Origin of the sequence: Phenylobacterium sp., assembly GCF_965229015.1 — a bacterium.
Taxonomy (GTDB): Bacteria; Pseudomonadota; Alphaproteobacteria; order Caulobacterales; family Caulobacteraceae; genus Phenylobacterium.
Genome location: NZ_CBDDIM010000001.1, coordinates 545,480 through 567,912 on the forward strand (window position 1 = coordinate 545,480; position 22,433 = coordinate 567,912).

Consider the following 22,433-nt stretch of genomic DNA (forward strand, 5'->3'; position numbering starts at 1 on the left):
TTTCAAATCAAGTCCCAAATGTGCAATTTCCAGGGACGTCAGGGAGAGCTTCCATGGGCATCCGTCTGGCCGCGGCCGCGGCGTTTTCGATCCTGCTGGCGGCCGGCGCGGCGCAGGCCGCCGAGCCCCTGGCCTTCCCGGGCGCCCAGGGCTGGGCCGCCACCACGCCCGGCGGCCGTGGCGGGCGGATCATCAAGGTCACCACCCTGGCCTCCGAGGGGCCCGGCTCCCTCCGCGAGGCTCTGGAGGCCAAGGGGCCGCGCATCGTTGTCTTCGAGGTGGGCGGGGTCATCGACCTCGACCGCAGGACCCTGAAGGTGGACGAGCCCTTCCTCACCATCGCCGGCCAGACCGCGCCTTCCCCGGGCGTCACCCTGATTCGCGGCGGCATGGACGTCTCGGCCCATGACGTGATCGTGCAGCATATCCGCGTGCGGCCCGGCGAGGCCGGTCAGCCCAAGAAGAGCGGTTGGGAGGAGGACGCCTTCTCCACGGTCAGCGGGGCCTACAACGTCATCGTCGACCACTGCACCTTCACCTGGGCGACGGATGAGAACCTATCGGTCTCCGGCCTGAGGTTCGTGGGCAAGACCCCCGACGACTGGCGGGCGGCCACCAGCCACCGGATCACCTATTCCAACAACATCATCGCCGAGAGCCTGGCCTATTCGACCCACGGCAAGATCGAGCATTCCAAGGGCAGCCTGATCCACGACAACGCCAGCGATCTGCTGATCGTCGGCAACCTCTACGCGCACAACTATGAGCGCAACGCGCTCTTCAAGGGCGGGGTGCGGGCGGTGATGGCCAACAACCTGATCTTCGATCCGGGCCAGCGGGTGCTGCACTACAATCTGCAGGCCAATGAGTGGGGCGATCATCCCTACCAGACCGGCCAGATCGTCGCCGTGGGCAACGCCATGCGGGCGGGCATCTCCACCCCCGACCAGGTGGCCTTCTTCGAGCTCGGGGGCGACGGGGACGTCGAGTACTACGCCCGGGACAATATCGCCGTGGACCGCATCGGCCGGCCCCTGCCCATGCTGGGCCGTTACACCACCGGTCCGGCGAGGATCATCGAGACCAAGACGCCGCCGACCTGGCCGCAGGGCTTCAAGCCGATGGCCGCCGTGGACGTGCAGAAGTCGGTGCTGACGAACGCCGGCGCTCGGCCCTGGGACCGGGACTATGACGACGTCCGGCTGCTGGCCGACGTGGCCGAGGGGCGCGGGACGATCATCGATTCCGAGCAGGCTCTCCACGGCTACCCACACCCCAAGCCCACGGCGCGGCCCTTCAACCCGGCCGACTGGAACCTCGATGACATGACGCCCAGGCGGCCCGAGGTGCTGGACTCCAGCGCCAAGGCCAAGGGGACCTAGAGGGCCGCATAGGCCGCCTCGACCGCCCCACGCCAGACCGGGTTGGCCGCGAGGTCCCGCGGGAAGACCCTTGAAAGGGCGAGGAATTCGGCCACGCCCCTGCGGCGCGCCAGGTCCCCGGCCAGGGGGTCCACGATCTCGCCGCCCCCGCTGGCCCGGCGTTCGATGAACCGCATCCAGGCGGCGACCGGCACGGCCAGACGGGCCACGGAACGCCCGGCCGCGAGCGCGTCGGCGGTGGTCTGCAGGATGCGGACGGGCAGCTTCTGGGAGCCGTCCCAGGCGATCTGCGACAGCCGATGCACGATGGCCGGGTTGCGGAAGCGGGCCAGGATGGCGGCGATATAGGCCGGGACGTCGAGGTCCGGGCCGGGGTCGAGGGAGGGGGCGATGTCGTCGGCCATCAGGGTCTCGACAAAGGCCGCCAGCTCGCGGTCGGCCATGGCCTGGGCCACCGTCTCGTGGCCCTTCAGCAGGCCGACATAGGCCAGGGTCGAATGAGCCCCGTTCAGCAGCCGCAGCTTGGCGCGCTCGAAGGCCGCGACGTCGGCGGTCAGGGTGACGCCGGCGGCGGCGAAGGCGGGCGACAGGTCTCCGAGCCGATCCTCCACCACCCATTGGAGGAAGCCTTCCCGCTGCACCGGCCAGGCGTCGAAGAGGCCGACGGCAGCCTCCACCTGATCGCGCAGGGCGTCGTCGGTGGCGGGCGTGATGGAGTCCACCATGCTGCAGGGGAACACCGCCTCGCGTGCGATCCAGTCGGCCAGGGCGTCGTCCCCCGAGGCCCGGGCGAAGGCTGCGACCGCCCGCCCCAGCTTGCCGCCGTTGTCGGGGAGGTTGTCGCAGGAGAGCGTCAGGAAGGGGGCCAGCCCCGCGTCCCGCCGCCGCGCCAGGCCCTGGGCCAGCCAGCCCACCAGGCTGACGGGGAAGGGCGGCCGGGTCAGGTCATGGACGATGTCGGGGTGGGCCAGGTCGAGGCCGCCGGCCGGCGTCAGGCAATAGCCCTTCTCGGTCACCGTGGCGGTCACCAGCCGGGCCGACATCAGCTGGGCGAACACCGCCTCCGGGGTCTCCGGCGCCGTGAGCACCGCCTTGATCGACCCGATCACCCGGAAGCTGGGCTGGGCCTCGCGGGTGGCCAGGACGTAGAGGCCGTCCTGGGGGGCGAGCGCCGCGCGGACCCCGCCGCTGCGCAGCGACACCGCCGCCACGGCGAAGGCGCCGGCGCCTGCCGCCAGCATCTTGTCGAAATACCAGGCCTGGTGGGCGCGGTGGAAGGCGCCGGGGCCGAAGTGGACGACGCCGATCGGCGCCCCGGCGCGGTCATAGCTTGGGACTTCAACCCCTTGAGCAACCTGGGAAAGCGTCACCTCCGACAGTCTCAAAGTGTGACCCCGCGCTTCCACAGCGCGATCTCCCGCTCGCCGTTCTCCTCGGCCCGGGTGGGGCGGCCCGAGGCGGTGGCCAGCACCGTGGCCATCAGGGCCTCGGCGGCCGCCTCCATGGACAGTCCGCTGGCGAGCGGCCCGGCGTCGAAGTCGATCCAGCGCGGCTTGCGCTGGGCCAGGCTGGAGTTGGTGGCGATCTTCAGGGTGGGGGCGGGGAAGCCCAGCGGGGTGCCGCGCCCGGTGGTGAACAGGATCACCGTGGCGCCCGCCGCCGTGAGCGCCGTGGAGGAGACCGCGTCATTGCCCGGCGCCTCCAGCAGGACGACGCCGGCCCGGTCGGTGCGCTGGCCGTAGCGCAGCACCTGGGTGACCTGGCCGCGGCCGGCCTTCTGCACCGCGCCCAGGGACTTCTCCTCCAGGGTGGTGACCCCGCCGGACAGGTTGCCGGGGGAGGGGTTCTCGCTGATCGGCTCGCCGTGGGAGAGGAAGTAGGTCTTGAAATCATTGACGACTTTGACCACGCCGTCGAACACGGTCTCGTCGGCCGCGCGGGCCATCAGCAGCCGTTCGGCGCCGAAGATCTCCGGAATCTCGGTGAGGATGGCCGTGCCGCCGGCGCCGGTCACCTTGTCGGCGATGCGCCCCACCAGGGGGTTGGCGGTCAGGCCCGACAGGCCGTCCGAGCCGCCGCACTTCAGGCCGATCACCAGGTCCGACAGCGGGCGGGGTTGGCGCACGTCGCGCTCGGCCACGGCCACCAGGGCCTCGACCGCCGCCAGGCCCTCCTCGATCTCGTCCTCCGAGAGCTGGGCGGAGAAGGCCTTCAGGCGGGCCGGGTCCATCCCCTCCAGCCCCGCCAGCAAGGGCGCGAGCTGGTTGCTCTCGCAGCCCAGGCCGACGATCAACACCCCGCCGGCGTTGGGGTGGCGGGCCAGGGCGGCGGTGATGGACCGGGTCGCGGCCAAGTCGTCGCCGAGCTGGGAGCAGCCGAAGGGGTGGGTGAGCGCCACCACCCCGTCGACCCGGCCGGCGAAGCGGCGGTTGGCCTCCTGCGCGATCTTCTGGGCGGTGCGGGCCACGCAACCGACGGTGGAAAGGATCCAGATCTCGTTGCGGGTCCCCACCCGGCCGTCGGGGCGCAGGTAGCCGTCGAAGGTCTCGCCGCGCCCCGCCGACATGTCGGCCGCCACGGAGGGAAGAAAACGGTAGTCCTCGAGCCCTGAGAGCCCCGTGACGAGGTTGTGGCTGTGGACGTGGTCGCCAGGCGCGATGTCGCAAAGGGCCCGGCCGATGGGCCAGCCGTATTTCCGCACCGGGTCGCCGGCCTTCACCGCCCGGACGGCCAGCTTGTGGCCCGCGGGAATGTCGGCCGCGACCGGCCAACCACCGACAACACTTTGACCGCCAAGACCGACAAGTGCGACCGCCACGTCGTCGTCGGGATGGATCTGGAGCAGGCTGCGCATGGCGTCAGCATGATACCGGTGTCATGCCCACCGCAAGGGGCCAGCTTGGCGCGGGCGCCGCGCGCGGGCTACATACGGGCGACAGAGTCGAGGACACCCCGTTGGCGCCAGGCGACCCCCCCGAGAAGACGGCCCGCGCCGCCGAGGCCGACCCGGCCCGCAAGCGGCACACCATCAACGACGTCGCCCGCCTGGCCGGGGTGTCGAAGAAGACCGTCAGCCGGGTCATCAACGAGAGCCCCTTCGTCAAGGAGGAGACCCGCAAGGCGGTGCTCGCCATCATGCGCGAGACCGGCTACGTCCCCGACCCCCAGGCCCGCGGCCTGGCCTTCCGCCGCTCCTTCCTGGTGGGGCTGATCTACGACAACCCCAACCCCCAGCACACCATCAGCCACCAGCAGGGCCTGCTGGACGCCATGGCCGGCTCCGGCTTCGAGCTGGTGGTCCGCCCGGTGGACCGCCACTCGCCCCGCCTGCTGGCCGACATGCGCGACTTCGTGGAGCGCCAGAAGCTGTTCGCCGTGGTCCTGCCCTCGCCGGTCTCGGAGGACGAGAAGCTGGCCGCCCTGCTGCGCGAGCTGGACGTCCCCTATGTGCGGATCGGCTCCGTCGCCCTGGACGAACCCGACCGCATGCTGGTGAGCCATGACGGCAAGGGCGCCGCCGAGGCCGCCCGCCACCTGGCCGACCTCGGCCACACCCGCATCGCCCTGATCTCCGGCCCCCCCACCTTCCGCTCCTCGATCGAGCGGAAGAAGGGCTTCGAGGCCGGCCTGGCCGAGCGCGGCCTTCACCTGGCGCCGGACTACGCCAAGATCGGCGCCTACACCTATGAGAGCGGGGTCAACGCCGCCCACGAGCTCTTCGCCCTGGAGGCCCGCCCCACGGCGGTCTTCTGTCTCAATGACGAGATGGCCACCGGGGTCTACACCGCCGCCCGCGAGGCCGGCCTGCGCATCCCCGAGGACGTCTCGGTGGTGGGCTATGACGACGCCCCCATCGCCGTGCGCCTCTGGCCCCCCATGACCTCGGTGCGCCTGCCCCTGCGCGACATGGGCCGGATCGCCGGCGAGATGCTGGTGCCCAACGCCCTGCGGGAGAAGCGGGCGGACGCGCACGAGGTGCAGCCGCAGCTGGTGGTGCGGGAGTCGACGGGGAGGGTGGGGTAGGGGGGAGCTGCTTTGGGCTCCTAGCTGTCATTCCGAAGTCCCGCTTCCGGCAGCGAAGTCAGACCAGGGTGGCGATAGCTGGGTTTCAGTAGACCTTGGCATCGCGTTGTCAGACTTAGCCGGCGTCATCGTCCTCATGTTCGGTCGCGACGGAGGCGGCCCCGCCTAGCGCTTCGTAGCGCCGCGATGCCAACCACTGCAGGCGTTTGGCTTGGGTCAGCAGCACGCGGCGAAGTCCGCCTTGAACTTTCCGCTCCGAAATGACCTGCGCCAGGCGCGACAGGATTTGGGCGCGCCTCGCTAGTCGGAAGTCGGGATGCGACCGAAGCTCGAAGACCCGTTCCGACACAATGCGTCCGCGCGATGAGCGTGGCGCCTTCACCGACAGCAATCCGGGAGGCGGATCCTTCTCATTCAGGATCGCCTTGAACTGGGAATTTTGCACCGCCTGCTCGGTGATCAGGCGCTCGAGGGCGTCCAGGTGCTGGCGCGCCGCCGCATCCGACCGCGGCGCATCCTGAAACTGCGGAAGCGGCCAGACTTCGATGTCCAACACCTCGAAGGGGTCCAGCACCGACATCGCCACCGCGTCGGTCCGTTGATTGGTGAGGTGGCGTCGAATGCGCGTTCGCAGCCGCTCGTTGGTCTGCCCCACGTAGATCGGTTCGCCATCGTAGTCGAAGAAGGCGTACACTCCCCAGCGGAAGTTCCCGACCAGCATTGGTTGATCGGCCGGCCAATCGAACGGCGTGTCGAGGAACCGCACCAGGTTCGCGCGCAGGTCCTCCGTCTCGAACGGCGGGAAGTTGACCGCATCGGGGTTACGCGGGAGCAGCGCGGGCTGGTCAGGCACGACGGATCGGCGTCATGCGGGACGCCCGCTGCTGTACCCCATCGCGACGAACGATCGTTCGGCGGCGCGTTCCGCCGTCGCGCTGCGCAACCTCGAAGTCGACGAAATTGACCTCCTGCGGACGCCCGCCGAATGCGGTGTTGAAGGCGGTCAGCAGCTCGACCGTCTCCAACGCCTGCGCTTCCGCGATGGGCGCATCTTGGCTCGGGATCTGGGCGGGGAATACATAGATGCATGGCGGCGGTAGGGAAAAGGGCCCCACCGCGGTGCGTCGCGCCATGGGGTCGGCGCCGAGCTTCGGGCAGGGACGACCGGCACAGCCGGACACCCAGTCCCAGATGATCACCCCGTCTACGCGCTGGCCGCGGGCGATCATCTCCGCCCCCAAGCGGGTGTGCACACCAGACCAGGCATTCAGCTCCGGATCGGCTCCGACGTTGGTGCAGACGCTCCAGACCACGAATTCGTCGGCCCCGGCTGGACGTTCGGAAATCGTCGTGTTGTTGCCGTCGAGGCATCCCTTGAGGTCGATAACGGCGACCCGCGCGCTGTTCAGTCGGACAGTGTAGTCGTGGCGGGCGCGGCCCTCATCGCGTTCCCATCCTGCGATATGGCCGCCGTCTTCAAGGTGATTGAGAATGTGCTGCACGAACTCGCGCTTGGGACCAAGCTTCGCCGAGTATTCCCCCCGCATGACCTCAATGGCACCGCGCAGGATCGGCGATTCATAGAAGTCCTTCTCGGACAAGCCGTGGTCGCCCAACCGATGGGCTTCGGTCTTCAGGGTCTCGACGAAGCGCTCGATCTGCGCGCGGAGGATGGAGTCCCGCTCGCAGGGGATGACGGTCATGCCGCAGCCTTCGTGGGGATGGGAGCTTTGGTGAGCGGCTCGAAGATGTGCTGGGCTAGGTGCCGCACGACGTGGACGGCCACACCATCCCCGGTGAGGTGGTAGGCTTCGTTATAATTCTTCGGAAGCTGGTAGTCCTCATCCAAGCCCATGAGCCGCGCTGTCTCCCGCGATGAGATCAGCCGGGTGCGAACCTTCGGGCCATCTACGACGATGATCACCTGCCGGCTTGATCCGCCGGCCGGAGTGCGCAGGCAGCCGGCGACGTCATCGAACCGCACCTCGGCGCGCTGCACCTTGTCCCCGTTCTCATCGAGACGGGTGCGCTTGTAGATCCCGCCGACCATCCGATGACCGGCCGTCTTCGCCTTCTCCAGCTTGGCCCGGTTCACGGGCGACATCATCGCGATCAGCTGGTCGCGCTCGGCCGTCGTATGCCAGCGGACGCTGGTCGGGTTTTCCTCGATCAGATCCGCGAAATTCTCGTTGCGACGTTCAGGACCTGGAACGTTCCACCAGATCCGGTGCTTGAGCGCAGCCTTCTCCACCCGTTCGAACGCGCGCTGCAGGGCGGGCGTGTGGAAGGGAGCGATAGGGCCCGGGGAGAGCAGGCCTGGGTCGACCGCCACATCGGCGCGGACACCGATCACGAATAACCGGGGGCGGGACTGCGGGACGAACAACGCGGCGTTGATGACGAGTGCGCCATATCGGTAGCCGGCATCTGCAAAGGTCTTGCAGATCGCCTCGAAGTCCCTGCCGCTATGGGAGGTCAGGGTGCCCAGCACGTTTTCCAGCGCGATCACCTTGGGCCCTCGGCCGTCGGCGATCAGACCCTTCACGATGTCCCAGAAGGGATAGAACGTCCCTGACCGCTCACCCTTCAGGCCAGCGCCACCGCCGGCGAGCGACAAGTCCTGACAGGGAAACGAACCCCAGACCAGGTCGGCCTGACCCGGCAGCTCTTTGGCTTTGATTTTGCGAACATCATCGACCCTAAGAACGTCGTCCGCCGGGTAGTTGAGGCGATAGGTCTCGCCTTTCTTGGCGTCGAAGTCGTTGGCGAACAGGCACGACCATCCGTCCCCAAGGCCTGCGCGCGCCATCCCGCCGCCGGCAAAGAACTCGTAGAAGCTACGCATGTTGGTCTGCGGCTTTCTCCGAGTCGCACTGCTCACGTTCCCGGGCCAGTTTTTCTTCGACGGCCTCGGTTATCCAAGTGTTACGCGAGATGTTGCCCGGACGCGCCTGGCGGGCTGCATCGATCGCCTCGAAGGTCTCGCCTGGAAGGCGGAGGTTCAGGCGATCCAGCGTGCGGACGGTCGAGGATTTCGAATCGGGTATCATGTGAGCCAGAGTGGCGCCATGACGGCGCCGCGTCGAGCGTAGTTTCTATTTTGTTCTCATTGGCCGTTCCGTCAAGCGGTCTCCTGGCGTGGGACGGTCGCTGTGCGAAGCTACTCTCAGCCGATCGTCCGGGTGCTCGACCCTCGCAGTCTGCGGGTCTTGTCCGACGAGGACGCCGAGCGCGGCGAAGAGGATGGGCTGGAGGGCAACCAGCACTACCGCGACCTTCGCGGCATCAACTGGGCGCAGCTCGAGGCGGCGCTTCGTAAGGAGGCCGAGCTCTTTGAGCGTTTGGCGGCTGCAGCGGACCTCGATGACGAGGCGGAGCGCATCGACGTAGAACGCGAGGAAGCCGATTTTCCCGAGGATGATCTCTGGGGGCTCGACGTGGGGGTCATTGGCGCGACACTCGCGCTTTCGGCTTTGGGCGCCACGCCGGTCTCGAGCTGCAACGCCGGCGGCTTCGGGGGGCACCACGTCGCGGCGTTCCCGTATGTCGCGTTCTTCCTGCCGCCATCGGCGGCCGACGAGGTCCTCGCGATCGCCGAAGAGGCCAACGTCGGGGTCGACGTGGTCGAGGGGGGGATCGGTCGCCTGTATGGGCGGACGGACTTCGACCTTCACCGGTTCGCCCAGGTCGCTCTGAATCGTCATGACGCGACGCGCTGATCCGGTAGACTGACGCCGTCGGCGGCGACGCGGGGAGGGGAATGCCAGATCTGGATCTCGACACCCGTCTGCGCGCTGCGGCTTTCGAGCGGGTTAGGTCCCTTTGCGAGGTACACGACCACCTGACTGCGCAACAGCTGGGCGAAGGCTTTTACGTCGACGGCCAGCGCTATCCGCTCGTCAATCCAAGGCGCGGCATCTTCAAGCCAGCGCAGATGCGCTTCCTCTTGTCGGTCAACACGGTGTTCCCGAAGTCAGGCAATCGCGTCTGGTACGACGATCAGCGCGAGGTCCACCGCCAGATCTTCGACGGCGACGAAATGGTCGACTACGCCTTCATGGGCGAGAACCCGGACGCCGCCGACAATCGCTGGCTGCGCGAAGCGTTCGAGAACAACATGCCGATCATCTACTTCCTGGGCATCGCGCCAGGTCGCTACCAAGCCATCTTGCCGGCCTTCATCGGGGGCTGGGACGCGGCGGGACGCCGCGCGCGGATCGCCTTCGGTCTTCCCGGGCACGGGACGCTGGCGCCGCCTGAGACCGAGGTCGAGCGGCGCTACGCCCTGCGGGCGGTAAAGCAACGGCTCCATCAGGCATCCTTCCGGGAGGCCGTGATCGGGGCGTATCGGGGACGTTGCGCCTTGTCGGGCTTGCCCGAACCCATGTTGCTGGACGCCGCCCATATCATCGAGGATCGGGATGAGCGCTTCGGTCAGCCGGTCGTGCGCAATGGCATTCCGCTGTCGAAGATCCATCATGCGGCGTTTGACGCGCATCTGATCGGGATTGACCCTGACTACCGGCTGCATGTGTCGGAACGGCTTCTAGCCCAGAACGACGGGCCTGTGCTGGAGGCTATCAAGGGACTGGATGGCGGCTTGCTGCGCCTTCCAAACCGCACGCAGGACTGCCCGGATCGGGACCGTCTGGCGCTTAGGTTCGAGCGGTTCAAGGCGGCGGCGTAATGAACGCACAGTGCGTTGTGCCAGCGATGGGGCGATAGCAAACTCGTCGTCATGCCGAAGGTCTGCTTTCCGGCATGAGACCAACTTCCGTTCCTGGCGCAAAGCCGACCCCTGCTCGCCGCGCCTGGAATTACGGTGACAGTGCATGAAATTCGCCTCGCTCAGGTCCTGGTGCTTCCAACGGGGAACTCTCGCCCATTGTCCCGCCGCCGGGGATGAATCTGGGTCCCGGCCTTCGCCGGGATGAGCGGGGGGCGGGATCGCGGCGGGGTGGCTGGACATCGCCGCCGAACTCTGGCGCCTAACGCCCCGTCAGCCTGGCGCTAAGTCCGGCGGTTGGGGATGAGAGACACGTGAACAGGATCGAGGCGCTGGCGCAGCTGACCGGACCGGGGCTGCCCTATGAGCTGGGGGAGATCGAGGCCCTGGGGCGCAAGGTGCGGGCGTTCAGGAACGCGCCGGTCAATCTGCGGGCCCTGTTCGAGGCCGGGCGCAGCGACCTGCCCTTCATCGTCTATGAGGACGAGCGGCTGAGCTTCGAAGAGGCCTGGGCGCGGTCGCAGCGGCTGGCGGCGGCCATGGTGGCCGACTATGGGGTGGGCAAGGGCGACCGGGTCGCCCTCTCGCTGCGCAACTATCCCGAATGGATCCTCGGCTTCATGGCGGCCACCTCGATCGGGGCGATCGCGGTGGCGATGAACGCGCTGTGGCAGCCGCACGAGATGGAATACGGCCTGAAGGACTCCGGCGCCAAGCTGCTGCTGGCCGACCAGGAGCGGCTGGACCGGCTGGCGGCCTGCGAGGACGCGCCCAAGGACCTGGCGGTGATCGCGGTGCGGGCGGCCAAGGCCCTGGCGCCCGGCGTGCGCGGCTTCGATGCGGTGATGGCCGGGGCGCCCGAGGCGCCGCCGGCCCGCGAGGTCGGGCCCGACGACGACGCCATCATGCTCTACACCTCCGGTTCGACGGGCCATCCCAAGGGGGCGGTCTCCACCCACCGCAACATCATGAGCGCCCTGCTGTCCTGGGAGCTGGACGCCCAGGCGGGCATGCTGGCGGGGTTCGCGCCGGTGGCCGGCGGGCCGCAGCCGGCGGCGCTCTTGTCGATCCCGCTGTTCCACGTCTCGGGCCTGCACGTCAGCCTGCTGCAGAGCTTCCGGGCCCAGCGCCGGCTGGTCTGCATGTACAAGTGGGACCCGGCCCAGGCCGTGGAGATCATCGAGCGCGAGAGGATCACCGGCTTCAACGGTCCGCCGGCGGTGACCGGCGACCTGGTGGAGATCGCCCGGCGCGAGGGGCGCGACCTGAGTTCCCTGATCGCCGTGGGCGGGGGCGGGGCGAGCCGTGCGCCGGAACAGGTGCGCGCCATCGACAGGGCCTTCCCCAACGCCGCGCCCAACACCGGCTGGGGCATGACCGAGACCAACGCCATCGGCACCAGTATCGCCGGCGCCGACTACCTGGCCCATCCGGCCAGCTCGGGGCGGGTGTCGGGGGTGCTGGACATCCGCATCGTCGACGAGGCCGGGGTGGAGCAGCCGGCGGGAACGCGGGGCGAGCTGCAGATCCGCGGCGCCTCGATCATGCGCGGCTACTGGAACCGGCCCGAGGCCAACGCCGAGACCTTCGTCGACGGCTGGATGCGCACCGGGGACGTGGCCTATGTGGACGAGGACGGCTTCGTCTACATCGTCGACCGCATCAAGGACCTGGTGATCCGCGGCGGGGAGAACATCGGCTGCGGGGCGGTGGAGGCGGCCCTGCTGGAGCACCCCGAGGTGATCGAGGCCAGCGTCTATGGCGTGCCAGACGACCGGCTGGGGGAGGAGGTGGGGGCGACGATCTATGCGCGCAGCCCCATCGACGAGGGCGAGCTGCGGGCCTTCCTGGCGCCGCGCCTGGCCCGGTTCGAGATCCCCCGCTACTTCCACTTCGCCAGCGAGCCGCTGCCGCGCATCGCCTCGGGCAAGATCCTCAAGCGCCAGCTGCGGGACGAGGCGGCGCAGCGCTGGGCCTAGGGCGCCCCTAGCACCAGCTCGCCTGGGTGGGGGTGGGGGCCCGCAGCAGCTCCTGGATATTGGCCTCCAGGATGCGGAAGCCGACATTGCCGTAGAGCTTCTGGCGGCCGTCATTGAGCACGAAGCTGGGGCTGCCCTGGATGCGCATGGCCTCGGCGTCCTGGTGGTCGCTGGCCAGGGCGGCGAAGGCGCGGCCGTCGGCGATCGCGGCCCCGATGCGGGGGAGGTCGAGGCCGAGCCCGGCGGCCACCTCGTCCTGGACCTCGCGGCGGGCGATGTCGCGGGCCTCAACGAAGAAGGCGCGGCGCAGGGCGCGGTCCAGCTGTTCGGCCAGGCCTGGCGCGGCGCCGCCGGCCGCCTCGTGCAGCTGCGCGGCCTTGAGGAACAGGTGGGCGCCCCAGGAGGAGGCCGGCCGCGCGGTGAGCCAGACCTCGGGGTTCAGCTCCACCTCGGGGAAGGCGGCGGCCGCGTGGCGCAGGTGGGCGTTGAAGGCCTCGTAGCCGCCTTCCTGGCCCCAGGCGGCGGGGATCTTGCGGGCGGTGTCGCCGAACACCGAGCAGACGCGGTGCTCGAACACCACCTGGTCGCCGAAGGCGCGGCGGACGGCGTCGATCCGCAGCTGCGCGATATAGGCCCAGACGCAGAGGACGTCGGAGAAGTAGACGATGGGGACGGGGGTCACGGGGCTTCCTCGCTGCGGCCGGGCTACCGGTATAGCCCAGCCGGGGCGGCGGGGCAGGGGCCGCCTCAGGCCCGATACCGCGACAGCATGATCTCGATCACCCCGGCGCCAAGGCTGGGGGCGCAACCCCTGTCGCCGATCGCAGCGCGGCGGGCTAGGGTCAGGGACGCCGCCCGGCGCCGAGGTAGAGACGCTTGACCACCCGCCATGGACTGGAGATTCGCGCCGCCGACGCGGTGGACGCGCCGGGCCTCGCCGAACTGCTGGGGGCGCCGCCCGCGGCGGTGGCCGCGCGGCTGGAGCGGATGCGGGCCGAGCGGGCCACGGTGTTGCTGGCGGTCGAATGGGGGCCGCCCAGCGGGCTGATCGTGCTGCACGCGCGTCAGGGCCTGCTGGCCGACCGGCCCCAGGGGGTGGTGAGCGCCCTGCTGGTGGCGCCCGAGGCCCGGCGGCGCGGGATCGGGCGGCTGCTGCTGAAGGCCGCCTCCCAGGCCGCGCGGATGGCCGGCTGCGGGGACCTGGTCCTGGCCGCCCCGCTGGAGGCCGAGGGCCTGGCGGAATTCTGCCAGGCCACCGGCTTCAGCCCGGCGGAGACCGGCTTCTCAAGACCCCTGCGGAAGGGGGGCTGACCGGACCGCCCTGGCCAGGGCCGGCGGCAGGTAGAGGTCGAGCTGGGCCAGGACCGCGCGATAGGCGTCCATGGGCTTGCCCCAGGCGTCCGGGATGGGGGTGTCGGTCCCGGCGGCGTAGGCGGCCAGGGTGAAGGTCTTGGACCCCGCCTCCGGATAGAGGGCGACGACCTTGGCGGCGTGGGCCGGGGTCATGGTCAGGATCAGGTCGGCATGGGCGACGTCGGCGGCCTCCAGGCGCCGCGCGCGGTGGTCGGCGACGTCGAAGCCGCGCCCGGCCATCAGCCGGCGCGCATTGAGCTCCGGGGCCTCGTCGAAGGGGTCGACGTCGAGGCCCCGCGAGATCACCGCGATGGGCAGGTTCCGCCGCGCGGCGAGCGCCCGGGCCAGGGTCTCGGCCATCAGGCTGCGGCCGGTGTTGCCGGTATCGACGAAGGCGATCTTGACGGGCTCGGCCGCGGCCCAGGCGCGGGTCGCCACGGCGGCCAGCAGGGGCAGGACGAAGAGGCAGCGCCGATCGAGCATGGCGGGCCTCAGCCGGCGTCGGCGAGTTGGCGGTACCTGGCCGCGGCCTCGGGGGGACCGAAGGTCTCGTACAGGGCCGCCAGGTTGTGGGCGGCCATGTGGCCGCCGCGGCCGCGCACGGCGCCGTCCAGGTGCGGCTGCTCGCCGATCTCCAGGCAGGTCTTCCAGGCGGCCTCGGCGAGGGGCAGGAACTCGCCCACCGCCCGGTCCGGGGCGGCGGTGGCGCAGGCCAGATAGAGATCGCCGGCGGCGAAGTGGAAGTCCGGCGAGAGCGTCCAGGCCGGGGTCTCGGCGCGGACCAGCTCCAGGGCCTCGTCGAGCTGGCCGGCCTCCTTCAGGGCGGTGACGGCGCGGACCACCAGGCTGTGGCGCCAGGGGACGTCGGCGGGGGCCAGGCGCAGGGACTCGGTGAAGCACAAGGCCGCCTGGGGCGGGCGGCCGCGCACCTGCAGTTCCTTGGCGAGCTGGAACCAGAGATAGGGGTCCTCCGGCTGGTCCCGCAGCTCGGCCATCAGCAGGACCTCGTTGCGGTCGCCCTTGCGGGCCAGGTTCTCGGCGGTGAAGCCGTCATGCCCCAGGGTCAGGGGCAGGCGGACGCCCTTGGCCGGGCCTATCGGCTGTTCGTGGATGCGGCCCTCGTAGCGGACGCCGCGGGGCAGCAGGCGGGGAATCCAGGTCTGGGCCAAGGTGTCGGCGCCGGACTGGTCCAGGCGGTTGTCGCGGCGCACCCAGCCCATGGCGTCGTGGGGCAGGGGCGCGGCCAGACACTCGGCGCCGGCCTCGATCCACTCGTCGGCGTCCAGCACCAGGTTCCAGTCGGCCGGCGAGAGGTCCAGGGAGGCGTTGCGGGCGGCGGCGAAGTCGTCGACCCAGGCGAAGTGGTGGACCTGGGCGCCGCAGGCCCGGGCGACGTCGACGGTGGCGTCAACCGAGCCGGTGTCCAGCACGATCATCAGGTCGACGTGGGTCCGCGCGCTGTCGAGGGCCCGGGCGATACGGTGGGCCTCGTCGCGGGCGATCATCACCAGGGCCAGGCGCGTCATCGAAGTCTCCGGGAGACGGGGACTCTTGGCGGCTTGTGGTTAACCCGGGCTTACGGCGGGGTCAGCGCAGGACCCCGCCGCGCAGGATCGGAACCAGGAAGGCCGCGAAGATCACGGTGTTGGAGACCGCGTTGAGGCCAAAGCCGGTGGCGACGGACAGGCTGCTGTCGAGGACGTACCAGACCAGCAGGCTGGCGGTGATCCCGCGCCAGGTGGTCCGGGCGCGCTCGCCAAGCTGGTGCGCCGCGCCGATGGCCGCCAGCAGGGTGAGCGCCCAGCCCAGGGTGACGGCGCCCATCAGGGCGACGCTGAACCGCATCTGGGCGTTGAGCTCCAGGGCCTCGGGACCGTCCAGCAGGCCGAAGATCAGGCGGGTAGGGCCGCTGGTGGCCTCCAGCCCCGCCCCGGCCAGCACCAGGCCGAACAGGGCGACGCCCCAACACCATCCCGTCATCCAGGTCCGCCAGAAGCGTGTCATGGGGTTCCCTCCCGTCTTCATCCTGGCGCGAGACTAGGGCGCGGGGGGAGGCCGCGCCATTACCCGCCAGGTCATGGCCGGGCGAGGGAGGCCGAGTTTCCGCTTGGAGCCTTCGGCGTTTTCACCGATTTGAGGCGGACCGACTCTCGAGGGACTGACTGATGGCTTCCGGCCTGGCCGCGCTGCTGGACGACGTGGCGGGGATCGCCAAGATCGCCGCGGCTTCCGTGGACGATGTGGCCGGCGCGGCGGGCAAGGCCGGGTCCAAGGCCGTGGGGGTGGTGGTGGACGACGCCGCGGTGACGCCGGGCTACGCCATGGGCTTCACCCCCGACCGCGAGCTGCCCATCGTCTGGAAGATCGCGATGGGCTCCCTGCGCAACAAGTTCCTGTTCCTGTTGCCCGGCGCCCTGGCGCTCAGCGCCTTCGCGCCGTGGCTGGTGACGCCGTTGCTGATGCTGGGCGGCTCCTACCTGACCTTCGAGGCCAGCGAGAAGATCCTCGAGGTCTTCCTGCCGCACGAGGCCGGGGACGACGAGGACGACCTGGCGCTCTCCTCCACGGAGCTGGAGGCGGAGAAGGTGGCCGGCGCCATCCGCACCGACCTGATCCTGTCGGCGGAGATCATGTTCATCGCCCTGGCCGACGTCGCCGCCCGGCCGCTGGCCATCCAGGCCGCGGCCCTGGCCCTCGTGGGCCTGCTGCTGACCATCGGAGTCTATGGGGTGGTGGGCCTGCTGGTGAAGATGGACGATATCGGCCTGCACCTGGCCCAGCGGCGCACCCGGGCGGCGAGGGCCCTGGGGCGCGGCCTGGTGCGGGCCATGCCGCCGGTCCTGGCCGGCCTGTCCACCATCGGCACGGCGGCCATGCTGTGGGTCGGGGGCGGCATCCTGGTGCACGGCCTGGAGCACTTCGGCTGGAACGCCATCCCGCACCTGGTGGAGGGCCTGTCGCACTGGGCGGGTCAGGTCCCGGGGGTCGGCGAGATCACCGGCTGGATCGGCTTCGCGGCGGGCTCGGCCCTGGTGGGCCTGGCGGTGGGCGCGGTGATCGTCGGCGTCCTGCACCTGGTCCACAAGATCGGGCCCGCCAAGGCCCACTGAGGCTCAGCCGTTCGCCTGCAGGGGGCGAACCTCGATGGGCAGGGTGATGGCCTTGGCGAAGCGGGCGCCCCAGGCGAGGGCGGCCTCGAGGTCGGCCGCCTCGATCACCGTGAAGCCGCCCACATGCTCCTTGGCCTCCACGAAGGGGCCGTCGGTCATCTGGACCTGGCCGTCGGTGAGCCGCAGCACGTGGGCCGGGGCGCCCGGCGTCAGGCCGGCGGCGAAGACCCAGCCTCCGGCGGCGCGCAGGTCGGCATTGACCTGGGCCAGGTCGGCCATGATCGGGCCGAGCCGCTCCGGCGGCGGGGCCGGGCCGTCGGGCTGGTAGATGGTGAGCAGGTAGCGGGGCATGGGACGGGTCCTCCTCTGAGGCGGCGACAGGCCGGCCTCGCCACAACGACGAACCAGGCGCCGCGAAATCGACAGGTCGGGCGCCTGGGACGAGGTTCTCCTAGGGGCGGCGCAGGGGGATCATCGTCCGCAACCGTGCGTCGCGCAGCCACAGGCCGCCCCACATCACGAGACCGAGCCAGACGCCGAACAGGGTGTGGCTGACCAGGGGGTCGTTCAGCCGCATGTGGCTGGCGATGGCCCCGCCCATCACCGCGGTGAAGAGGATGGCGCCCAGGACTGCCGTGCGCGGCCAGAGATAGAGGGCCAGGCAGACCGCCTCGATGATCCCGATGGCCAGACCCTGCTCCGGCGGATAGCCGAGTTGCGTCAGGGTCTGGGCCACCACGGGCAGGCGGACCAGCTTGATCCCGGTGTCCATCACCATGAAGGCGGCGAACAGGCCGGTGAGGACCCGGCCGGTCCACACCATGGCTTTCGAGGTGGTTTCAGCGGACATGAGCTTGCTCCCCCTTTTCCCTGTATTTTCAGGCCTGTTCGACGGGCTGGTTGAAGGCCCAGTGGACGCCGAACGGGTCCACCAGGGCGCCCCAATAGTCGCCCCAGAACATGACCTGGGGCTCGGTGGAGGCCGTGGCGCCGGCGGCGATGGCGCGCTTCCACCAGACATCCAGGTCGGGGACGACGAGCTGCATGGTGAAGCTGTGGGAGGGCTGGTGGGCGTGGCCGTGTTCGGGGAAGGCGTCGCTGAGCATCAACGAGCCGCCGTTGATCTCCAGGTGGATGTGCATGAACCGCTTGCCGTCGTCGGCGGGCAGGCGGGCCAGCTCCTTGGCCCCGAAGGCCTTCTGGTAGAACTCCGACGCCGCGCCGGCGCCCTCGACGCTGAGATAGGGGATGACCCCCTTGAACACGGGATCGATGGTCTGGGTCATATCGGCTCTCCGATGTGCGCGCCCCTGCGGCGCTGTGATCCTAGGACGAGCGGGGCGACGGCGATCCGACAGGCGGCCGCGGAATTTCCGCCGCGGGCGTCACATCGTGGCCAGGACCTCGGCCAACTGGTCGGCGCATTGGCCCCAGCCCTCGTGGAAGCCCATCTGCTCGTGCTGGGCCTTGGCCTCGGCGGTCCAGTGGCGGGCGCGGGCGGTGTATTTCGTCCTCCCGCCCTCAAGGGGCTCGAAGGTGACCTCCGCCACCATGAAGGGCTGGCCGGCGGGAACCCAGCCGGGGCCGAAGGCGTCGGTGGTCACCAGTTTGCGGTTCGGCACGACCTCCAGGACGAGGCCCGGGTTCGGATAGTCGGTCCCGTCCTCGGCCCGCATCAGGATGTTGAAGACGCCGCCGGGCCGCAGGTCGATCTCGACCTTGGGCGTGGTGAAGGGCCGGGGCGCGAACCAGCGCGGCAGGATGGCGGGGTCGGTCCAGGCCTGGAAGACCTTCTCCGGCGGGGCGTCGAAGACGCGTTCGAGGACGAGTTCGTGTTGGGCGTCGGCGGTCATGTCGGGTCTCCCGTCGTTGGACTTGTCGATCTGTCCCCTAGGCCGCGCCGGCGCTGTCCTGCTGCAGGCGGTCGAGGTGGAGGCGGATGTGGGCGGCCTCGGCCGGGGTGTTGGCCAGCGCGATGGCGCGGCCGAAGGCCTCGCGGGCCTCGTCCCTGCGGTCGAGTTGCAGCAGCAGGGCGCCCTTGACCCCGAAGAAGTGGAAATAGCCCGCCAGCCGCTCGGCCAGGGGCTCGATCAGGTCCAGGGCGGCCTGGGGGCCGGCCACCTTCGAGACCGCCACGGCGCGGTTCAGGGTGATGACCGGGGAGGGGGTGAGGATCTCCAGGTGGGCGTAGAGCCGGTCGATCTGCGGCCAGTCGGTGTCGGCCGGCGTGGCCGCGCGGGCGTGCAGGGCGGCGATGGCGGCCTGGATCTGGTAGGGGCCGGGGCGGCGGTGGCGCATGGCCTTGTCGATGAGGGCCAGGCCCTCGGCGATCATGCCGGGGTTCCAGAGGGACCGGTCCTGGTCCTCCATCAGGATGATCTCGCCGCTGGCGTCATAGCGGGCGGCCGTCCGGGCGTGCTGGATCAGCAGCAGGGCGGTCAGGCCCATGATCTCCGGCTCGGCCTGGAATAGGCGCAGCAGCAGGCGCGACAGCCGGATGGCCTCCTCGCAGAGCGGGCTGCGGGCGGCGACCTCGTCGGGGCCGGCGGAATAGCCCTCGTTGAACACCAGGTAGACCATGGCCGCCACGGCGGCGAGGCGCTCGGAGCGCTCCACGGCGCCGGGCGTCTCGAAGGGCACATCGGCCCGGGCGATGCGGCCCTTGGCGCGGGTGATCCGCTGCTCCATGGCGCTCTCGCTCACCAGGAAGGCGCGGGCGATCTGTTTGACCGACAGCCCCGAGACGATGCGCAGGGCCACGGCGATCTGCTGCGTGGGCTGCAGGTCGGGATGGCAGCAGATGAACAGCAGCCGCAGGATGTCGTCGCGGTAGTGGGCGCCGTCCAGGCGGTCGGCCAGCGGGCTCTCCACGTCGTCGAGGTCGGAGATCTGGTCCTCGGCGGGGAGGGCCGTCTGGCGGCTCTGGCGCCGGACCTGGTCGATGGCGGCGTTGCGGCCCACCATGATCAGCCAGGCGGCCGGATCGCGGGGCGGGCCGTTCTCCGGCCAGGCCTTCAGCGCCCGCAGGCAGGCGTTCTGGAAGGCCTCCTCGGCGGTGTCGAGATCGCGGAAATAGCGCAGCAGGGCGCCGACGGCCTGGGGCCGGGCGGCCGTCATGGCCTGCTCGATCCAGGCCAGGTCGCTCATGAGGCGCCGATCCCGGGCACGCCGGGCAGGAACAGCCGCAGGGGCCGCACCTCATAGCCGCCCCCCGAGGCCGGATTGGCCTTGGTGAGCTGGCGCGCGGTGTCCAGGGCCTCCTCCAGGTCCTTGCACACGACGATGTAGAAGCCCAGCAGCTGCTCCTTGGTCTCCACGAAGGGGCCGTCCAGGACCAGGCCTTCCTCGCGGCGCAGGGAGGTGGCCGCCGTGGTGGGCATCAGGCGGATGGCGGGGCCGAAGCGGCCCTCGTCGATGAGCTTCTGGTGGACCTTGTCGAGGCTCGCCATGACGGCGTCGTCCTCCGCCTGGGTCCAGCCGGTGACGATCTCTTCGGTGTTGTAGCAGAGGATGGCGTAGAGCATCGGAGCGTCCCTGATCGAGGCTAGGACGAACCAGTATGCCCGGGGCCGACAGGGCGTCGAAGAAAAAGCGCGCGCCTAGTCCCCGGCTCCGCACGTCGCGCGGCGGCGACGAAAGCCGAGCCTGGACGCGAAAGCCACACCTGGGGTTGCGCGGGCGCCGCTTGCGAGAACGCGGGTTGCCGAGTCCGGCGACCTCTGACGTACTGACCGCCTCATTCACCGAACCCGGAGAGCCCCGTGCGCCAAAGCATCATGACCATCGAGAGAGGAGCCCCCTATCGACAGGACATGACGCTGCATGCGAACGCTCAACCTTGGGATCCTGGCGCACGTCGACGCCGGAAAGACTAGCCTTACAGAACGCCTGCTCTACGCCGCCGGGGCCATCGCCCAGATGGGCAGCGTGGACGGCGGCGACACCCAGACCGACTCCCTGGCGCAGGAACGCCGCCGGGGCATCACCATCAAGTCCGCCGTGGCGTCCTTCGCCATCGACGACGTGACGATCAATCTGATCGACACGCCGGGCCACCCCGACTTCATCGCCGAGGTGGAGCGGGTGCTCAGCGTCCTGGACGGCGCGGTCCTGGTGGTCTCCGCGGTGGAGGGGGTGCAGGCCCAGACCCGGGTGCTGATGCGCGCCCTGCAGCGCCTGGCCATCCCCACCCTGATCTTCGTCAACAAGATCGACCGCCGCGGCGCCCAGGAGGCGGCCCTGCTGGCGGCCATCGGCCAGCGGCTGACCCGGGCGGCGGTTCCGATGGGCGCGGTCCTGAGCCTGGGCGGACGCGAGGCGGCGGTGACGCCCTTCGGGGGCGACGATGCGGCCTTCATCGGCCTGCTCGCCGAGCGGCTGGCCGACCACAACGCCGCGATCCTGGCGGCCTATGTAGAGGGCGGGGCGCTGTCCTATCGCGGCCTGCGCAAGGCCCTGGCGGTGCAGACCGGGCGGGCGCAGCTGCATCCGGTCTTCTTTGGCTCGGCCATCACCGGGGCGGGGATCGCGCCCCTGATGGCCGGGATCGCCGAACTGCTGCCCGCCGCTCGCGGCAAGCCTGAGGGCCCGGTCTCCGGGGCGGTGTTCAAGGTGGAGCGCGGACCGGCGGGGGAGAAGATCGCCTTCGTGCGCATGTTCTCCGGGACCCTGCGGACGCGAGACCGCGTGACCTTCGGCCAGGACGGCGAGGGCAAGGTCACGGCGCTGAGCGTCTTCGAGCGGGGCGGCGCGGTTCGGGCCGAGGCCCTGGCCGCCGGGCGGATCGGCAAGGTCTGGGGTCTGGCCGAGGTGCGGATCGGCGACGCGATCGGCGAGCCCCGGCCCGGGGCGGCGGCTCGCCACTTCCCCGCGCCCACCCTGGAAACCCTGGTGCGGCCCCTGCGCGCCGCCGACAAGGGGGCGATGCTGGCGGCGCTCGCCCAGCTCTCCGAACAGGACCCGCTGATCGGCCTGCGGCAGGACGACCTGCGCCAGGAGGTCTTCGTCTCCCTCTATGGCGAGGTGCAGAAGGAGGTGATCGCCGAGACCCTGGCGGGCGAGTTCGGGGTGGAAGTGGCCTTCGAGGCCACGACGACCCTGTGCATCGAGCGGGTGGCCGGCGTCGGGTCGGCCGCCGAGGTCCTGCGACAGAAGCCCAATCCCTTCCTGGCCACGGTGGGCCTGCGGATCGAGCCGGGGGCGCTGCATTCCGGCGTGGTGTTCCGCCTGGAGGTGGAACTGGGGTCCATTCCCCTGGCCTTCCACAAGGCGGTGGAGGAGACGGTGCATAAGACGCTGGCCCAGGGGCTGTACGGCTGGCCGGTGACAGACTGCGTGGTGACCATGACCCACTCCGGCTACCAGCCGCGCCAGAGCCACTCGCACGCCATCTTCGACAAGAGCATGTCGAGCACGGCCGGTGATTTCCGCAACCTGACGCCGTTGGTGCTGATGGCGGCCCTGAAGCAGGCCGGGTCGGTGGTGTGCGAGCCCATGCACCGCTTCGAGCTGGAGATCCCGGGCGACACCCTGGGGACCCTCCTGCCCCTGCTGGCGCGGCTGGAGGCGGCGCCCCGGCCGCCGCTCATGCAGGGGGCCGTCTGTCGCCTGGAGGGGGATATCCCGGCGGCGCGGGTCCATGAACTGCAACAGCGGCTGCCGGGCCTGACCCGCGGCGAGGGGGTGCTGGAGTCCGAGACCGACCACTACCGCCCGGTGCGCGGCGCGCCGCCGGTGCGACGACGCACCGACCTCGATCCCCTCGACCGTCGGATGTACCTGCTGCGGCTGTCGCGGCCGGACCTGGCATGGATCGGGGAAGCCTAGAGGGGTCTTCCTTTCCGCGCGGGGCCTGTGTCTA

24 protein-coding genes are annotated in these 22,433 nt (G+C 70.3%); 8 read left to right on the plus strand and 16 right to left on the minus strand.

Annotation, left to right across the window (positions count from 1 at the left end; translation table 11 throughout):
• Window positions 1-53 precede the first annotated feature (53 nt).
• Window positions 54-1,382, plus strand: coding sequence for a pectate lyase family protein (locus tag ACO06I_RS02675; RefSeq protein ID WP_421931082.1), 1,329 nt, complete (start codon window positions 54-56; stop codon window positions 1,380-1,382).
• Here ACO06I_RS02675 and ACO06I_RS02680 read toward each other — a convergent pair.
• Window positions 1,379-2,752, minus strand: coding sequence for a mannitol dehydrogenase family protein (locus ACO06I_RS02680; protein ID WP_421931083.1), 1,374 nt, complete (start codon window positions 2,750-2,752; stop codon window positions 1,379-1,381). The two genes, ACO06I_RS02675 and ACO06I_RS02680, sit on opposite strands and share 4 nt — an antisense overlap.
• Window positions 2,753-2,763: 11 nt before the next feature.
• Window positions 2,764-4,236 carry a UxaA family hydrolase gene (locus ACO06I_RS02685; protein WP_421931084.1) on the minus strand — a complete coding sequence of 491 codons (1,473 nt, stop codon included), beginning with the start codon at window positions 4,234-4,236 and terminating at the stop codon, window positions 2,764-2,766.
• Window positions 4,237-4,337: 101 nt separating this feature from the next.
• Between ACO06I_RS02685 and ACO06I_RS02690 the strand changes: the two genes are divergently transcribed.
• Window positions 4,338-5,405 carry a LacI family DNA-binding transcriptional regulator gene (locus ACO06I_RS02690; RefSeq protein ID WP_421931085.1) on the plus strand — a complete coding sequence of 356 codons (1,068 nt, stop codon included), beginning with the start codon at window positions 4,338-4,340 and terminating at the stop codon, window positions 5,403-5,405.
• Between the two features lie 115 nt (window positions 5,406-5,520).
• Here the strand turns inward: ACO06I_RS02690 and ACO06I_RS02695 are convergent, their stop codons facing one another.
• From ACO06I_RS02695 to ACO06I_RS02710, 4 genes are read right to left on the minus strand one after another with little or no spacing between them, the layout of a single operon-like run.
• Window positions 5,521-6,258, minus strand: coding sequence for a GIY-YIG nuclease family protein (locus tag ACO06I_RS02695; protein WP_421931086.1), 738 nt, complete (start codon window positions 6,256-6,258; stop codon window positions 5,521-5,523).
• Window positions 6,251-7,108 (minus strand): hypothetical protein, encoded by an 858-nt coding sequence (locus ACO06I_RS02700; protein ID WP_421931087.1) that lies wholly within the window; start codon window positions 7,106-7,108, stop codon window positions 6,251-6,253. Before ACO06I_RS02700 ends, ACO06I_RS02695 begins: the two co-directional genes overlap by 8 nt.
• Window positions 7,105-8,250, minus strand: a complete 1,146-nt coding sequence (locus tag ACO06I_RS02705; protein WP_421931088.1) for a DNA cytosine methyltransferase — start codon at window positions 8,248-8,250, stop codon at window positions 7,105-7,107. The genes ACO06I_RS02700 and ACO06I_RS02705 overlap by 4 nt, the downstream gene beginning before the upstream one ends.
• Window positions 8,243-8,455 (minus strand): hypothetical protein, encoded by a 213-nt coding sequence (locus ACO06I_RS02710; RefSeq protein WP_421931089.1) that lies wholly within the window; start codon window positions 8,453-8,455, stop codon window positions 8,243-8,245. The genes ACO06I_RS02705 and ACO06I_RS02710 overlap by 8 nt, the downstream gene beginning before the upstream one ends.
• A gap of 159 nt (window positions 8,456-8,614) precedes the next feature.
• Here ACO06I_RS02710 and ACO06I_RS02715 point away from each other — a divergent pair, with 159 nt between their 5' ends.
• The 3 genes from ACO06I_RS02715 to ACO06I_RS02725 all read left to right on the plus strand — a co-directional run bounded on the left by ACO06I_RS02715 (window position 8,615) and on the right by ACO06I_RS02725 (window position 12,110).
• Window positions 8,615-9,124: a hypothetical protein gene (locus ACO06I_RS02715; protein WP_421931090.1), complete on the plus strand. Its 510-nt coding sequence runs from the start codon at window positions 8,615-8,617 to the stop codon at window positions 9,122-9,124.
• A 41-nt stretch (window positions 9,125-9,165) separates the two neighbouring features.
• Entirely contained in the window at window positions 9,166-10,092 is a 927-nt protein-coding gene (locus ACO06I_RS02720) for an HNH endonuclease (RefSeq protein WP_421931091.1), read from the plus strand.
• 353 nt (window positions 10,093-10,445) lie between these two features.
• Window positions 10,446-12,110 (plus strand): class I adenylate-forming enzyme family protein, encoded by a 1,665-nt coding sequence (locus tag ACO06I_RS02725; protein WP_421931092.1) that lies wholly within the window; start codon window positions 10,446-10,448, stop codon window positions 12,108-12,110.
• Window positions 12,111-12,117: 7 nt separating this feature from the next.
• Here the strand turns inward: ACO06I_RS02725 and ACO06I_RS02730 are convergent, their stop codons facing one another.
• Window positions 12,118-12,792 carry a DsbA family oxidoreductase gene (locus ACO06I_RS02730; RefSeq protein ID WP_421931093.1) on the minus strand — a complete coding sequence of 225 codons (675 nt, stop codon included), beginning with the start codon at window positions 12,790-12,792 and terminating at the stop codon, window positions 12,118-12,120.
• A 194-nt stretch (window positions 12,793-12,986) separates the two neighbouring features.
• Here ACO06I_RS02730 and ACO06I_RS02735 point away from each other — a divergent pair, with 194 nt between their 5' ends.
• Window positions 12,987-13,421, plus strand: a complete 435-nt coding sequence (locus tag ACO06I_RS02735) for a GNAT family N-acetyltransferase (protein WP_421931094.1) — start codon at window positions 12,987-12,989, stop codon at window positions 13,419-13,421.
• On the opposite strand, the gene ACO06I_RS02740 is transcribed toward ACO06I_RS02735, so the two are convergent.
• The 3 genes from ACO06I_RS02740 to ACO06I_RS02750 all read right to left on the minus strand — a co-directional run bounded on the left by ACO06I_RS02740 (window position 13,395) and on the right by ACO06I_RS02750 (window position 15,467).
• Window positions 13,395-13,946 (minus strand): hypothetical protein, encoded by a 552-nt coding sequence (locus ACO06I_RS02740; protein WP_421931095.1) that lies wholly within the window; start codon window positions 13,944-13,946, stop codon window positions 13,395-13,397. The two genes, ACO06I_RS02735 and ACO06I_RS02740, sit on opposite strands and share 27 nt — an antisense overlap.
• Before the next feature lie 8 nt (window positions 13,947-13,954).
• Window positions 13,955-14,989 carry a glycosyltransferase gene (locus ACO06I_RS02745; RefSeq protein WP_421931096.1) on the minus strand — a complete coding sequence of 345 codons (1,035 nt, stop codon included), beginning with the start codon at window positions 14,987-14,989 and terminating at the stop codon, window positions 13,955-13,957.
• Window positions 14,990-15,050: 61 nt separating this feature from the next.
• Window positions 15,051-15,467: a hypothetical protein gene (locus ACO06I_RS02750; protein ID WP_421931097.1), complete on the minus strand. Its 417-nt coding sequence runs from the start codon at window positions 15,465-15,467 to the stop codon at window positions 15,051-15,053.
• Between the two features lie 161 nt (window positions 15,468-15,628).
• Here ACO06I_RS02750 and ACO06I_RS02755 point away from each other — a divergent pair, with 161 nt between their 5' ends.
• A complete protein-coding gene (locus ACO06I_RS02755; protein WP_421931098.1) occupies window positions 15,629-16,573 on the plus strand; it encodes a DUF808 domain-containing protein in 945 nt (314 codons plus the stop codon).
• A gap of 3 nt (window positions 16,574-16,576) precedes the next feature.
• Here ACO06I_RS02755 and ACO06I_RS02760 read toward each other — a convergent pair whose 3' ends face one another.
• The 6 genes from ACO06I_RS02760 to ACO06I_RS02785 all read right to left on the minus strand — a co-directional run bounded on the left by ACO06I_RS02760 (window position 16,577) and on the right by ACO06I_RS02785 (window position 20,097).
• Window positions 16,577-16,924 (minus strand): YciI family protein, encoded by a 348-nt coding sequence (locus ACO06I_RS02760; protein WP_421931099.1) that lies wholly within the window; start codon window positions 16,922-16,924, stop codon window positions 16,577-16,579.
• A 100-nt stretch (window positions 16,925-17,024) separates the two neighbouring features.
• The gene (locus ACO06I_RS02765) at window positions 17,025-17,423 is read right to left on the minus strand and encodes a DoxX family protein (protein ID WP_421931100.1); all 399 of its coding nucleotides are present in this window, start codon (window positions 17,421-17,423) and stop codon (window positions 17,025-17,027) included.
• A gap of 28 nt (window positions 17,424-17,451) precedes the next feature.
• Entirely contained in the window at window positions 17,452-17,859 is a 408-nt protein-coding gene (locus ACO06I_RS02770) for a VOC family protein (protein ID WP_421931101.1), read from the minus strand.
• A 99-nt stretch (window positions 17,860-17,958) separates the two neighbouring features.
• Window positions 17,959-18,426, minus strand: a complete 468-nt coding sequence (locus ACO06I_RS02775) for an SRPBCC family protein (RefSeq protein WP_421931102.1) — start codon at window positions 18,424-18,426, stop codon at window positions 17,959-17,961.
• Window positions 18,427-18,463: 37 nt separating this feature from the next.
• Complete coding sequence (locus ACO06I_RS02780; RefSeq protein WP_421931103.1) at window positions 18,464-19,720, minus strand: RNA polymerase sigma factor; 1,257 nt, start codon at window positions 19,718-19,720, stop codon at window positions 18,464-18,466.
• A complete protein-coding gene (locus tag ACO06I_RS02785; RefSeq protein ID WP_421931104.1) occupies window positions 19,717-20,097 on the minus strand; it encodes a YciI family protein in 381 nt (126 codons plus the stop codon). Before ACO06I_RS02785 ends, ACO06I_RS02780 begins: the two co-directional genes overlap by 4 nt.
• A 298-nt stretch (window positions 20,098-20,395) precedes the next feature.
• Here ACO06I_RS02785 and ACO06I_RS02790 point away from each other — a divergent pair, with 298 nt between their 5' ends.
• Entirely contained in the window at window positions 20,396-22,399 is a 2,004-nt protein-coding gene (locus ACO06I_RS02790; RefSeq protein WP_421931105.1) for a GTP-binding protein, read from the plus strand.
• Window positions 22,400-22,433: the final 34 nt, after the last annotated feature.